The organism is Faecalibaculum rodentium, assembly GCF_001564455.1.
Taxonomy (GTDB): Bacteria; Bacillota_I; Bacilli_A; order Erysipelotrichales; family Erysipelotrichaceae; genus Faecalibaculum; species Faecalibaculum rodentium.
In genome coordinates this window covers 831,603-846,466 of sequence record NZ_CP011391.1, presented here as the reverse complement: position 1 = coordinate 846,466, position 14,864 = coordinate 831,603, and the positions used below count along the sequence as shown (strand labels likewise).

9 protein-coding genes and 3 rRNA genes are annotated in these 14,864 nt (G+C 50.2%); 1 reads left to right on the top strand and 11 read right to left on the bottom strand.

Annotated features, from left to right (window positions below; all coding sequences use genetic code 11):
* Positions 1-89: 89 nt before the first annotated feature.
* From aalo17_RS04175 to pheS, 9 genes are all read right to left on the bottom strand, one after another.
* Complete coding sequence (locus aalo17_RS04175; RefSeq protein WP_067555934.1) at positions 90-797, bottom strand: YoaK family protein; 708 nt, start codon at positions 795-797, stop codon at positions 90-92.
* A 105-nt stretch (positions 798-902) separates the two neighbouring features.
* Positions 903-1,238 carry an IS66 family insertion sequence element accessory protein TnpB gene (gene tnpB / locus aalo17_RS04170; protein ID WP_067555932.1) on the bottom strand — a complete coding sequence of 112 codons (336 nt, stop codon included), beginning with the start codon at positions 1,236-1,238 and terminating at the stop codon, positions 903-905.
* Between the two features lie 173 nt (positions 1,239-1,411).
* Positions 1,412-1,518: ribosomal RNA gene (gene rrf / locus aalo17_RS04165) — 5S ribosomal RNA — on the bottom strand.
* 94 nt (positions 1,519-1,612) lie between these two features.
* Positions 1,613-4,496, bottom strand: a 23S ribosomal RNA gene (locus aalo17_RS04160).
* 234 nt (positions 4,497-4,730) lie between these two features.
* Positions 4,731-6,266, bottom strand: a 16S ribosomal RNA gene (locus aalo17_RS04155).
* Together the 16S, 23S and 5S rRNA genes form the textbook arrangement of a ribosomal RNA operon.
* Before the next feature lie 506 nt (positions 6,267-6,772).
* A complete protein-coding gene (locus aalo17_RS04150) occupies positions 6,773-7,549 on the bottom strand; it encodes an AAC(3) family N-acetyltransferase (RefSeq protein ID WP_067555929.1) in 777 nt (258 codons plus the stop codon).
* A 7-nt stretch (positions 7,550-7,556) separates the two neighbouring features.
* A complete protein-coding gene (locus tag aalo17_RS12580) occupies positions 7,557-7,823 on the bottom strand; it encodes a hypothetical protein (protein ID WP_145907506.1) in 267 nt (88 codons plus the stop codon).
* 66 nt (positions 7,824-7,889) lie between these two features.
* Positions 7,890-10,277: a phenylalanine--tRNA ligase subunit beta gene (gene pheT, locus aalo17_RS04145; RefSeq protein ID WP_067555926.1), complete on the bottom strand. Its 2,388-nt coding sequence runs from the start codon at positions 10,275-10,277 to the stop codon at positions 7,890-7,892.
* A gap of 9 nt (positions 10,278-10,286) precedes the next feature.
* A complete protein-coding gene (gene pheS, locus aalo17_RS04140; RefSeq protein WP_420806568.1) occupies positions 10,287-11,309 on the bottom strand; it encodes a phenylalanine--tRNA ligase subunit alpha in 1,023 nt (340 codons plus the stop codon).
* A 577-nt stretch (positions 11,310-11,886) separates the two neighbouring features.
* Here pheS and aalo17_RS04135 point away from each other — a divergent pair.
* Positions 11,887-12,648: a TrmH family RNA methyltransferase gene (locus tag aalo17_RS04135; protein WP_067555920.1), complete on the top strand. Its 762-nt coding sequence runs from the start codon at positions 11,887-11,889 to the stop codon at positions 12,646-12,648.
* A gap of 196 nt (positions 12,649-12,844) precedes the next feature.
* On the opposite strand, the gene rpiA is transcribed toward aalo17_RS04135, so the two are convergent.
* Both rpiA and aalo17_RS04125 read right to left on the bottom strand, forming a co-directional pair.
* Positions 12,845-13,513: a ribose 5-phosphate isomerase A gene (rpiA, locus tag aalo17_RS04130; protein ID WP_075884704.1), complete on the bottom strand. Its 669-nt coding sequence runs from the start codon at positions 13,511-13,513 to the stop codon at positions 12,845-12,847.
* Between the two features lie 74 nt (positions 13,514-13,587).
* On the bottom strand, positions 13,588-14,862 hold the full coding sequence (locus aalo17_RS04125; protein ID WP_067555917.1) for an adenylosuccinate synthase: 1,275 nt from the start codon (positions 14,860-14,862) through the stop codon (positions 13,588-13,590).
* Positions 14,863-14,864: the final 2 nt, after the last annotated feature.

The following is a 14,864-nucleotide window of genomic DNA, read 5'->3' as shown; positions in this document are numbered from 1 at the left end:
TAAATCAGTAAAACCCGGAAACCATAGAGTATCAAAATGGCTTCCGGGTTTTCTTATACTGTTCACGCACATATATTCCCGATCCGGGCTTATGAATGGTCCTCAATGGCATGCTTTTGTTTCGCATTCTTCTTTACAATAAGAGAACTAACCGCAATTAAAGCTGCACTGATCAATGAAACGAAATGCCCTATATACGGAACAAGGAGTCCACCGAGTATGATCCCCCCCAGATATGTGAATACAATAGAAGAATACAGTACGGTTCGAAAAGCATCTTCGTGATCACGTATGTTCAGATACCGTGTAAGGTATTCCAATGCATTCTGATATGAGCCATTTATGGCAAGGGTGGCAATAGGAATATTATGTATATGTCTGAATGCAATAGCCTGTAGGCCACAAGCAAGCCCAAAGATTGGATTTGCAAGATCGTTCCAGGAATCCGGCATAAAAGTCGCCACGGTTATCATGGTAAACTCAATAATCATTGGGATCCTCCTCCAGGACAAGTAATGAGGATGATCCTTAAAGTGCTCGGCAATGACAATACCTGCGCCGAACATTAATGGAGGAAATAGATATTTGATAACATTCGAAAACTCTCCCTGAGCGATATCCAGTCCGAGGTACAGCAAATTTCCTGACTGGCTGCTGGCAAATACATGGCCTCTGCTCATCCATGTACAGGCATTCAATATCCCTATGCTCAAAGAAAGAAGAAAAGCGACTCGGAAAGACTCCTCTTCAGGTTCATTCTCCTCTGCAATCAATTTTTCAATTAGCGTTTTTTTCATACTCACATTGTATCTTTACATCGTGCCAATCACGAATTATTTGATTTGTTTTGATCAGCTTCGCACCAGTGGATGAAGATCGAATATAAACAAACAACGTAAGCGTCAAATCAAACCCATCTTTACGAAAAAAGAGACCTGGGATACGATAATTTTCATGGAAGACAGTGGGGAAATCTTCAGAAACGGATCCGGGGAACTCATCCGCCATTTGAAGGTTCCTTTGCTCAGCTGCTTGTGAAGGAGCCAGAACCCTGTACCGTCATAATGGAGGAGCTTGAGCTTGTTGTATCGTTTGTTGGTGAAGACGAACATCGCATTCTGGAATGGATCAGTGTTCAGGATCGACTGGACATATATACCCAGTCCATCTATGCCTTTGCGAAAGTCCACAGGCTCAGTGACCAGGTATAATCGGGAAATATCATCAAGTCCAGTCATGTAAAATCCCTCCGTGGCGGTATTGTCATGCTACGAAGGGATTTGTCATAGATGGGTAATTAACGTCGCTTAAATTTGTTCATATAGATTTTGAACAATCGGAGGCTTCTTAACCAGATGGGCTTGATTTAACGCTTACAAAAAACCGCCTTCCGTAAGGAAAGCGGCTGTCTGAGTGGCCATTTGTTATTTTTGCCTTTCGGCTATCGTCACCGTCTCTGAGCTTGACTTCTGTGTTCGGGATGGGAACAGGTATTTCCTCAGCACTGTGATGACCACATCTTCCGGAATCATCTCTTCCAGGTCACTCTCTGAAAACCATACACGATATGTCTTTCGTTTCCTGTCTTTCCGCAAAGCTGCGGGCTTCTTTCTAGATCAAGTCCTCGACCGATTAGTGCCAGTCAACTCCATGCATCTCTGCACTTCCATCCCTGGTCTATCCACCTCGTAGTCTTCAAGGGGTCTTACTTCTCTTTCAGAATGGGAGATCTCGTCTTGGGTCCGGCTTCGTGCTTAGATGCTTTCAGCTCTTATCCGTTCCCTGCTTGGCTACCCAGCTCTACCATTGGCATGATAACTGGTGCACCAGCGGCAGGTCCATCCCGGTCCTCTCGTACTGAGGACAGCTTCCCTCAGATCTCCGACGCCCACAACAGATAGGGACCGAACTGTCTCACGACGTTCTGAACCCAGCTCGCGTACCGCTTTAATGGGCGGACAGCCCAACCCTTGGAACCGAATCCAGCTCCAGGATGCGATGAGCCGACATCGAGGTGCCAAACCTCGCCGTCGATGTGAACTCTTGGGCGAGATCAGCCTGTTATCCCCAGGGTAGCTTTTATCCGTTGAGCGACGGCCCTTCCATTCGGCACCGCCGGATCACTAATCCCGACTTTCGTCCCTGCTCCAGTTGTCTCTGTCGCAGTCAGGCACGCTTCTGCATTTGCACTCTTCAGTTGGTTCCCATCCAACCTGAGCGTACCTTTGGGCGCCTCCGTTACTCTTTGGGAGGCGACCGCCCCAGTCAAACTGCCCGCCTGGCACTCTCCCCTGTCCCTCTCGGCACACGGGTTAGGGCCCCATACATCCAGGAGTGGTATCCCACCGGCGACTCCACCAATACTTGCGTACTCGCTTCTAAGTCTCCCACCTATCCTGTACATGGCTGTCCAGGACCCAATACCAGGCTGCAGTAAAGCTCCATGGGGTCTTTCCGTCTAGTTGCGGGTAACCTGCATTTTCACAGGTACTAAGATTTCACCGAGTCTGCTGCCGAGACAGCGCCCAAATCGTTACACCTTTCGTGCGGGTCAGAACTTACCTGACAAGGAATTTCGCTACCTTAGGACCGTTATAGTTACGGCCGCCGTTCACTGGGGCTTCGGGTCACTGCTTCACCTCGCGGTTCACAGCTTGCCTTAACCTTCCAGCACCGGGCAGGTGTCACCCCCTATACTTCGCCTTGCGGCTTCGCAGGGAGCTGTGTTTTAGTTAAACAGTCGCTTGGGCCTTTTCACTGCGGCTCTTTCGAGCGCCCCTTCTTGCGAACGTACGGGGCCATTTTGCCGAGTTCCTTGGCAACAGTTCTCTCGCTCACCTTCGCATCCTCTGCGCGCCCACCTGTGTCGGTTTTGGTACGGGCCGTATATGCATTTCCACTAGAAGCTTTTCCTGGAAGCTGACTCGATGCGCTTCGCTACTCGCCTTCCGCTTTCGCTTACCCGTCACGCTCTGGTTTCCGTATCCGGATTTGCCTGGATACCACCTGCTTCGCTTGGCCCTCAATCCAGTAAGAGGGTCGCATCTGCCTTCTCCGTCACTCCTTCGCTCCATATACGGGTGCAGGAATCTCCGCCTGCTTTCCATCCGCTGCGCCTTTCGGCCTCACGTTAGGTCCCGACTTACCCAGGGCGGACGAACCTTCCCCTGGAATCCTTGGGCTTTCGGTGTGCAGGATTCTCACCTGCATCTCGCTACTCACACCGGCATTCTCTCTTCCATGCTGTCCATATGCCGTCTCCGTCATACTTCTTCCTGCATGCAACGCTCCCCTACCACATATACTTCCATATACATCCGCAGCTTCGGTACCTGGCTTAAGCCCCGGTACATTTTCGGCGCAGGGCCACTCGACTAGTGAGCTGTTACGCACTCTTTCAAGGATGGCTGCTTCTGAGCCAACCTCCTAGCTGTCCGTGCGTCCCCACATCCTTTTCCACTTAGCCAGTATTTTGGGACCTTTGCTGGCGGTCTGGGCTCTTTCCCTCTCGACCATGGACCTTATCACCCACAGTCTCACTGCCGGATTCCTCCCAGTCGGCATTCGCAGTTTGATCGCATTCAGTACCCCGGGATGGGGCCATCATGCGTTCAGTGCTCTACCTCCGTCTGTCATCCTCCGACGCTAGCCCTAAAGCTATTTCGGGGAGAACCAGCTATCTCCGGGTTCGATTGGAATTTCTCCCCTAGCCACAGGTCATCCGCTAACTTTTCAACGGTAGTCGGTTCGGTCCTCCACAGAATTTCACTTCTGCTTCAACCTGCCCATGGCTAGATCACCCGGTTTCGGGTCTGCTCCATACTACTCTTCCGCCCTCTTAAGACTCGCTTTCGCTTCGGCTCCGTCCTTTCCGACTTAACCTCGCACCATGGAACAACTCGCCGGTTCATTCTACAAAAGGCACGCCATCACCCTTTGACGGGCTCTGACTTCTTTCAGGCACACGGTTTCAGGTTCTCTTTCACTCCGCTCCCGCGGTTCTTTTCACCTTTCCCTCACGGTACTCGTTCTCTATCGCTCACACTGTATATTTTGCCTTGGCGGATGGTCCCGCCTGCTTCCGACAAGATTTCTCGTGTCCCGCCGTACTCAGGATCCCGTCTCATGCGTCTAACACTTCGCTTACGAGGCTTTCACTCTCTCTGGCTGTACTTCCCTGTACATTCTGCTGTGTCTTTCCCACTCTTTTGACGGTCCTACTACCCCGGATCTCTCCGGTTTGGGCTTCCTCCCCTTTCGCTCGCCGCTACTCGGGGAATCACTGTTGTTTTCTTTTCCTCCGGGTACTTAGATGTTTCAGTTCCCCGGGTACCTCTCCCTTTCGGGATGACAGCCTTCTGGCTGCCGGGTTCCCCCATTCGGACACCGACGGGTCTTTGCCTCCTTACGGCTCACCGTCGCATTTCGCTGTTTGGCACGTCCTTCTTCAGTACAGTGTGGCCAGGCATCCTCCCTGCGCCCTTCCTTGCTTGATCTGATTCTCTCAAACGTTTTCGTGCTTTCTTCGAGATATTTTTCTCAGAACTGTTTCTTCACTGTTCTTTTCTTTCTCTCAGTTTCTTTCTATTTCTCCACAACTTTACTTCAGACCTTCTGTTGTCTTTCATATCGTTGTACGGTTTTCAAAGATCGACCCTGGAAGACACTCTTCCAAAACCGGACAGGAACCACTCTGCTCTTTTTCCTTTTCCCCTGTACTTTCTCCTTAGAAAGGAGGTGATCCATCCCCACGTTCCCGTAGGGATACCTTGTTACGACTTAACCCCAGTCATCGATCCTGCCTTCGACGGCTCACTCCTCTAATGAGGTCATGCCACCGGCTTCGGGCATTACCGACTCCCATGGTTTGACGGGCGGTGTGTACAAGGCCCGGGAACGTATTCACCGCGGCATGCTGATCCGCGATTACTAGCGATTCCAACTTCATGGAGGCGGGTTGCAGCCTCCAATCCGAACTGGGACGGCTTTTATGAGATTCGCTCGACATCCCTGTCTCGCTGCTCTTTGTAGCCGCCATTGTAGTACGTGTGTAGCCCAGGCCATAAGGGGCATGATGATTTGACGTCATCCCCGCCTTCCTCCGGTTTGTCACCGGCAGTCTGGCATGAGTCCTCAGCTTTTCCTGTTAGCAACATGCCACAAGGGTTGCGCTCGTTGCGGGACTTGACCCAACATCTCACGACACGAGCTGACGACAACCATGCACCACCTGTGTGGATGTTGACCTCCGATGCATCTCTGCATCTTCGCATCCCATGTCAAGGCCTGGTAAGGTTCTTCGCGTTGCTTCGAATTAAACCACATACTCCACCGCTTGTGCGGGCCCCCGTCAATTCCTTTGAGTTTCACACTTGCGTGCATACTCCCCAGGCGGAGGACTCACTGCGTTAACTTCAGCACTGAGGTTTCACCCCCAACACTTGGTCCTCATCGTTTACGGCGTGGACTACTAGGGTATCTAATCCTATTTGCTCCCCACGCTTTCGTGCCTCAGCGTCAGCAACAGGCCAGGCGGCCGCCTTCGCCACTGGTGTTCTTCCATATATCTACGCATTTTACCGCTACACATGGAGTTCCACCGCCCTCTCCTGCTCTCCAGTCCTCCAGTTTCCAAAGCCATGCATGAGTTGAGCTCATGCGTTTCACTCCAGACTTGCAGGACCGCCTGCGCACCCTTTACGCCCAATCATTCCGGATAACGCTCGCCACCTACGTATTACCGCGGCTGCTGGCACGTAGTTAGCCGTGACTTTCTGGCGGGGCACCATCAGTCAGCACCCATTTCCTGATGCTGCCTTTTTTCCCCCGCAACAGAGCTTTACGACCCGAAGGCCTTCTTCACTCACGCGGCATCGCTCGTTCAGGCTTGCGCCCATTGACGAAAATTCCCTACTGCTGCCTCCCGCAGGAGTCTGGGCCGTGTCTCAGTCCCAATGTGGCCGTCCGCCCTCTCAGGCCGGCTATGCATCATCGTCTTGGTGGGCCTTTACCCCGCCAACCAACTAATGCACCGCAGGTCCATCCGCGCCCCATCCCCTAAAGGATGTTTCACAGAAAGAAGATGCCTCCTTCCTGTACATCGGGATTTGTTCTCCGTTTCCAGAGCGTATTCCCGGTGCGCGGGCAGGTTCCCTACGTGTTACTCACCCGTTCGCCACTAGAGACCCGAAGGTCTCTCGTTCGACTTGCATGTATTAGGCATGCCGCCAGCGTTCATCCTGAGCCAGGATCAAACTCTCCATTTGATCTGTACTCAGACGCTTTGCGTCTTGTGTTCATGATTGTTTTTCAGGTTCAAAGAATCGACGTTGTATCGTCTTGTATTTACTTCGTTTTTCCTGTCCGGTTTTCAAAGAGCGTCAGCATCCATGACAGATGCTTCCATCGCCTGCAGCTTCTGATGAAGTCACAAGCTTTTCAAAGATACTGAATGAGCGGTCCGGCTGTCAAGCCCGCCTGTGCCCCTCAGCACTCCTATATCTTAACTCATCCGCAAGAGTCTGTCAACACATTTTTTGAACTTTTTGTTCTTTTCTGTGTTATGACTTATTGATTTATCCAAATCACTTGCGACTTAGCAAATATATCATTATTAGCAATGAGATGCAAGATGAAACTACAGAAAACATCTAAAACAAGGGATGGTGAAACAGGTCGATACATATTCTCCAACGCATTTCTTATTCCAGACTTTTCATGATCCGAAACAGACAGATTGCCCAGCTGACAAATGAGCAGCGCCTTCAGGAGCCTATAAACAGCTTCCCTTATGCTCGCTGTTCCGGCTGTTCAACCAGATCTCCTTCGTTTTGTTCGGAGAACTGTACAACGACAACACCTCAACCATTCCGGCAACTGTTTGCACTTCTTCTGTATGCAAAAGCTCTCGTATTTCGTCATACGCTGCGGGATCCGGTATTCCGACCAGAAATGTTTTAGCCAAATTGCGCTTCGGCCTGTGAAGCCAGGCCTTCTGAATACCAACGAGTTCCAGTTCCGTTAAATGAGCCATGGCCAGAACCAGCAGGCTCTCTTCCCAGGGCACACCAATCAGAACATTACAGGACATTCTCTCCTCGAACACTGAAAACACATGACCAAAGCTTACTGGAAAATCCAATGGCTGCTTCACCCATTCCTGATTGCAGCTTCCCCACACTACAAACGAACGGACCGGATGATCGGTTCGCAATGTACCTTGAATCCTCTGCAGGATCATAGCCGGGAGCGAAGATTCGGTTAACTCCTTCTCGAATCCGTACAGACTCCGACGATATTCCACCCATTTTTCATAACTGCAGGGTATCTTTTCCCGGCAGGCGGGATCCAATGCCGATAACGAGAAAGCCGGGATAATAATTGTTCCCGAACTCGTCACAACCTCCATCAGCGCTTCCAGAATCGTCTGCACCCCACCTGCAGTTTCTCTCAGGTGATCACAGTCTATCTGCAGCAAAACACGATATCCACGCCTGATTCCACATGATTCAAATATCTCTATCCAGTCTCTCTTCGTGAAATAATCCATAACATTTTCATTCTATCACAGCTGTGTCAGCCGATATCAGACCATTCAGGCTCGAACAGCTTTCCTGTTCTTCAAAGAAAATACAGCAACCGCTCAGAACAGGCTGCAGGCTGGATCCTCTTAGTAATTCTGAAAACTGATATTCAAAGATAGCAGACGGTTGATCTTCTGTTTTCCAGGATATAAAAAGTTCCCTTTCAGCAAGAGAACCCGTGTGGTTATTTTGGGTATCTTCTGAAAGGGAACCATCAATCAGATGAAATGTAATGATCATTCAGACTATCCGGCATCTGTTTTGCTGCCCGATCAGTCAAAAGCTGCACTCGCAGAAAGGACAGATTCAGCCGCGAAGTCTGGCATCGTGTTTCTTCTCGAGATCTGCAAGAACTTTTGTCATGACAGAAGAAATTTCCTCTTCCGTAAGTGTCTTTTTATCAGACTGGAAAACGATCCTCAGCGCCAGGCTCTTCTCATCAGCAGCTACACGATCACCTTCATATACATCGAAAACCTGTACATCTCTGATGACTGTTTCCTTGTCCAGACGCCCCTGGCGGAGAACGGTTTCAATGAGGTGTCCTGCCGGTACGCTTCGTTTCAGTACAAGTGCGATATCCCGGTCAACCGACGGATATTTTGAAACCGGTTTGAAGCGTACCTTTGATTTCTTGAGACCAAGCACAGCTGTCATGTTGATTTCCGCCATCACAGTCCGTTCCTTTCCACGGGAAGGGTGAATTTCACCAAGTATCCCGATTATATCCCGCCCTATCCTGATTTTTGCAGTTCTGGCAGGATGGAACAGTCCACCGTCGGTACTTTTCTCAAAACGAATCCGTGCAGAATCTATTCCCTGTCGAGCCAGCCAGGATTCAACAATTCCCTTCGCTGTATAGAAATCTGCGGGCAGAGAGGTATGTGTCCACTCGCTGTCCTGCAGTTTGCCCTCTATTACAAACGCAAGATGCCTGCTTCGATTATCCCTGGATTCCACATCCGAGATTTCAAATACGGCAATATCCTTTGCCTTCCGGCTTCTGTTGTATGCCGCTGCCTCCAGCAGACTGGGCAATATACTGGTTCGGATCCAGCGTCTCTGTTCCGACAATGCGGATGCAAGTTCAATGGATTCGCCGTCACTCATCACTCCGTCATTTTTCTTTTCTGTGGAAACCAGGGTATAGGTCAAAGCTTCCTGGAAACCAAGTTCAGAAAACATCGTTCGTGTCATCCTCGTAAACCGCTGCATTGGATCGAGCTTGCCCTCGGTCATCGGCATTTCCGGAAGAGTCGAAGGGAGCCTGTCATATCCAAGAAGACGGATGACTTCCTCGGATACATCTGCGATTCCTTCCATATCAGTCCGCCAGCTGGGAATTGTCACCGTAATCCGGCTGCCTTCTGTTTCGGGAGCAAACTGCAGTCGGGTCAACACGTCCAGAACTTCTTCCTTTTTAAAATCTGTTCCCAGACGATGATTGATTTCCTCCAGGGTACAGCTGATGATTCGCGGCTGCCAGCTCTGCACCCCGGCTGTCACTGTGGCCTCGATGTCTTTTGCATCCGCATACTCTTTCAACAGCTGGACTGCCCTGTCCATCGCTTTCTGAGCTGCCAACGGTTCAATACCCTTTTGATAACGCTGACTGGCTTCAGTGTTGAGATTCAGTCTTCTAGCTGTGTTACGAATCCTTACATGATCAAACAATGCACATTCAATGATCAGACCTCTGGTCGTATCCAGAATCTTGGAATCTTCGCCGCCCATGATTCCGGCAATACCTATCGGCTTTCCCTGATTGGTAATGACGAGGTCCTCAGGCTCCAGCTGATATGTAACGCCGTCCAGAGCTGTATAGGCTTCACTGAATCCATCTCTGACTGTGATTTCATGATCGGGAATGGCATCAATATCGTAAAAATGCATCGGTTGTCCAGTTTCCAGCATGACGATATTGGAGATATCCACAACATTGTTGATGGAATGAACGCCGGATGCACGCAGGAGCTCCTGCATCCACCTGGGAGAAGGACCGATTTTTACTGATTCAATGACTTTCTCAAGAAACAGCGGGCAGCCGGGTGTCTCCGTGCGACAGACAGCAGCTGTCTCTTTTCCTTCATCTGCGGCTCCTTTAAAATCGGGCAGTTGAACCGATCGATTCAGAATGGCACCAATTTCAGCAGCCATATTGAACGCTGCCAGGCAGTCACTGCGATTGGGCGTCAGCCCGATATCCAGAATCTCGTCCTGATATCCAAGGTAGCCCAGCGGATCCTCACAGCCCACCGGCGCTTCTTCCGGGAGGATCTCAATACCGTCTATCTGGTCCTGTCTGAGAAGATGTTTGTCCACACCCAGTTCAAACAGAGCACAGATCATGCCATTGGACTCAACACCCCGGATTTTACCTGCTTTGATTTCTCCGCCTGGAAGTTTTGCGCCGGGTTGGGCGACGATCACTTTCTGACCTGCTGCAACATTTGGTGCACCGCAGACGATGGTCAGTGGCTCATCACCGGTGTCCACCGTTGTCACATGAAGATGATCGGAATCCGGATGCGGCTCACAGGTCAAAACTTTGCCGATCACAAGATTGGTTCCCTGCCCGAGTCGTTCAGTTCCTTCCACTTCAAACCCGGCATCCGTAATCCTTCGAGCCAGTTCGTCGAGGCTCAGGTCGGAGATATCCAGATACTGATTCAGCCATTTTCTTGAAATTCTCATACGTACCTCCTACTCAAACCGCTCGAACAGTTTCGCAAACCGCCTGTCGTTGGTATAAAAATGTCGGATATCATCAATACCGTACTTTAACATTGCCACTCGCTCAATCCCTACGCCGAATGCGAAACCCTGTGCCTTTTTCGGATCGTACCCGGCCATCTCCAGTACATGGGGATGCACTTCGCCGGCACCCAGGATTTCAATCCAGCCAGTCTGCTTGCAGGTGGGGCACCCTTTGCCACCACAGACATGACAAGTTACATCCACTTCAACGCTGGGCTCGGTAAAGGGGAAATAACTGGGCCGGAAACGGATTTCTCTGTCCTGGCCGAACATCTTTCTTGCCAGGAATTCCAGCGTTCCCTTCAAGTCTGCCAGCGTGATATGTTCGCCTATTACCAAGCCTTCCATCTGCGTGAACTGATGAGAGTGTGTGGCATCGTCGTCATCCCGGCGATACACCTTGCCCGGGCATATCACCTTGATGTCATTCGGTGCCTGCTCCTCCAGAACCTTCATCTGGATTGCCGTTGTATGCGTCCGCAGCAGGTGTTCGGGATCAATATAAAGGGAATCCTGCATATCACGGGCGGGATGGTCTCTGGGGATATTAGCGCGTTCAAAGCAATACAAGTCCTCCACCACTTCAGGACCTTCGATGACCTGGTAGCCAAGGCCCACAAACAGATCCTCCAGCTCCTGCTGTACCAGTGTCAGTGGATGCAGACTTCCTGCAGACGGCCGGCGTCCTGGGAGAGTCACGTCAATTTCCTCACTGGTTATTTTCCCTTCCAGTTCTGCTGCTTCCAGAGACTCTTTTCTTTCTTCCAGTGCTTTTTGCAGTTCCTGCTTGAGTTTGTTTACTTTCTGACCATAAGCCGGTTTTTCATCTGCAGGCAGGTTCTTCATATTCTTCATCAATCCCTGAACCGCACCTTTTTTTCCAAGGTACTTCACCCGAAGATCATTCAGGGAAGAGGTTCTATCAGCAGAAGTGATGTCCTTCAGAGCTGTCTGCTGCAGTTGCTGCATCTCATCCATATATATCATCCTCTCTTCAAATCCTGTTTTCTCTTTTGAGTCACGTGCGTGACTCCACTTGCTGTTTCTGTGCATTTTGGTACTAAAAAACGACGAACACAGGAACGGGAGAACCCCGCGGTACCATCCTGCTTCGTCGAACGCACTCTTTCATGATAACCGTATGAAACGGAGGAGGTTTGCTCCTGCTCCAGGGTGAATTCATTCCGCTTTCCCGCATCGGCGTTTCACCATCTGCCGACTCTCTTTCCGGGGGTAAGGAAGTACTATGTCCTGTCAACGCTTTGATTCATCAACCGGAGGAACCGGATCCAATTCAGGCCTTTTTGGCCTACTAAAAAGCTTTTTCATTATAGACGACTGGAAACAAGGCTGCAACCCGCCTCTGCCGTCCTGCTGTAATCCCTGGTATTCCCTGACCAGCTGACTGCCCCTGATTCTGATACGATATACAGGAAGTATATTCTACAGGAATCCATCGTGTTTCCTGTTGCATGTACCTGCCCGTAGTTCAGGCAGTCAGAGGAAACAGCAGGATAACTCTGTCCTCTGCAGACAGGAGAAAAATATGAAACGCATCGAATCAACACAGAATGCAATGATCAAAGAGCTTGCAAAGCTGCACAGAAAAAAGGAGAGGGACAGGCAGAACCGCTATTTGATCGAAGGGGAACATATGTTGCAGGAAGCAGCACAGGCAGGGGCTTTACAGGAGATCTTTTTTCTTGAAGGAGAGCCGCTGCCGGATTTTGCAGACCGGCATATGGCAGTTGAGTGTACAGCCCCGGTCCTGAACCGGCTCTCTTTATTAGATTCCGGGGCCAGACTTATTGGAGTTGCTTCCCTTCCTGATCAAAAACTGCCCGAGAAGCCGGACAGGGTCCTTCTCCTTGATGGAGTACAGGACCCGGGAAATCTGGGAACTTTGATACGATCTGCCGTCGGTTTCGGTATCCAGCTCGTTCTCTGTTCCGGCGATTGTGCCGACCCATTTGGGCCAAAAGCACTTCAGTCCTCACAGGGAGCTGTGTTTCATGTTCCCGTGATCCGCTGCCGGTTATCTGCTGCAGTGGAAGAACTGAAAACCAGGATGCCTGTCTTTGCAGCTGCCCTGCATCATGACAGCATTTCTCTCTCCAGTCTGAGGATCTCCGGACCCTGGGCACTGGTACTGGGAAATGAAGGTCAGGGAATCCGGGAAGCCCTGATCCATCAGTGTACAGAGACCGTCTACATCGAGATGGATGCATTTGAGAGCCTGAACGTGGCTGTTGCCGGTTCTATACTGATGTACTGTCTTCGATACAGAACAGAAAGAGACAATCCCTGAAATCCAAATCCTCCCGGATTCCGCTGACGTGTACCCGCCGGTAAAAAAATCGTCGACTGCTGCCTGATTCCGGGATACAGTCAGCCTGCATATACTGAAAAGTCTTCCATCAATCTGTGATGAACACAAACCGATGGAAGACTTTTTCGTTGATTCGCTCAGTCAGTATAGACTCATTCCTGAAGATACGTTCAAATCAGGGACGATCGATTACAGTAACCGTACCATCCGGCTGTGCAACGATGGCTTTCGCTGCAATTCCAACAAACAGAGAAGTATCTACGACCCCCGGAATATCAGAAATCCGGCGATTCAAAGCAGCGACATCATCCACCGTATTGAATGCGGCATCCATCACAGGATTGCCCTGGTCTGTCATCACACCACCGTCTTTGCCGGATCCAGTTCTCCAGGCTACCTGGGCCCCCATTTTTTCCAGCTGAGATTTCACGTAGCTGAACGCTTCAGGGACTACCTCAACAGCAACGGGATAATCGAATGTAAGTTTCTGAACCAGCTTCGAACTGTCAACCAAAAGCACGTACTGCTTTGCCATGGCTGCCACGATTCTCTCCTGTGTATGGATCGCCCCACCGCTCTTCAGGGCATTCAGGGATTCATCCACCTGATCACAGCCGTCAAAAGCAATATCCAGGGAACTTGTCAGCCAGGTGGGAATGACGGTGATTCCATGAGATTTGCAGGCAAGGGCTGTGCTCATGCTGGGAGTTACCACCTTGATCTGATCCAGATTTCCCATATTGATGAATTCAATCAGATACTGGATGGTCCTTCCGCCCCCGAGACCAATGGTCATGCCGTTTTTAATCAGTTTATACGCTGCTTCTGCACATTCACGCTTCATGATTGTCCTCCCGCCGGTGTTTTCTCCGGCGTTTCTGGTTTCATATTAGAAGGAAACAGACGGGCAGGCCAAGATTATGCCTGACGGTAAATATTGTTTTCCCTGTCTGGTCCTACAGAAACCAGAGTTACCGGAACGCCCACATATTCTTCAATGAACGCAATGTAATCCTTTGCCTGCTGGGGAAGCTGATCATACTCCCTGATTTCCGTAATGTCTTCTTTCCAGCCTGGAAGTGTCTTGTACACAGGTTTCGCTTTTGCCACCAGTGCCTGATCTGATGGAACATAGCTGAAAACTTCCCCGTCAATTTCGTAACCTGTGCAGATTTTGAGTTCATCCAGGCCTGTCAGGACATCTATTTTCGTCAGGGTAATGTCAGTCAGACCATTGAGCATGGCTGCGTGAGCCACCACCATCAGATCCAGCCAGCCGGTTCTGCGGGGTCGTCCTGTTGTGGCTCCATATTCCCCGCCCTGTTTTCGGATCCATTCACCGGTTGCATCCTCCAGCTCAGTGACAAACGGTCCTTCTCCGACGCGGGTAGAGTATGCCTTTACAACGCCAAAAACCTGATTGATTCTGTTCGGGGCAACACCGGCTCCTTCTGTTACGCCTGCACTGGTCGGACTGGAGGAAGTTACATAGGGATACGTTCCGTAGTTTATATCCAGCATACATGCCTGGGCGCCTTCAAACAGAACAGTTTTTCCATCATCCAGTGCGTTATTGACCAGATGTGTGGTTTCCTTGATCATCGGGACGATACGGCTGTGGATCGATTTGAACCGTTCGGCAATCTCATCGTAATCCATAGGTTCTGCACCATACACTCCTGTAAAGAGCCGATTCTTATGCTCCAGGTTGTCCCTGAGCTTTTCCAGGAAGGAATCCAAATCCATAAATTCATGGAATCTCAGTCCCCGTCTGGCGTATTTATCGGCATATGCAGGACCGATACCACGTCCTGTGGTTCCTATCTTGTTTTCTTTTTCTGCTTCCTCCAGATGATCCTGATAACGATGATAAGGCATTAATATATGAGCCCTGTCCGAAATGATGATATGGTCCGTGGAAAGCCCGCTGTTTTCCAGTGCTTCCATCTCTTCCAGCAGAACAAACGGATTGCAAACCACACCCGGGCCAATTACACAGGTTCCCTCCTCATGAAGGACTCCACTGGGCAGAAGATGCAGAACATGTTTGTTTCCGTTTACAACAAGTGTATGACCTGCATTGTCACCACCCTGAAACCGCACTACCATATCCGCCTGTTCAGCGAGAACATCCACTATTTTCCCTTTGCCTTCGTCACCCCACTGGGTGCCTACCACTACTTGACTGGGCATAT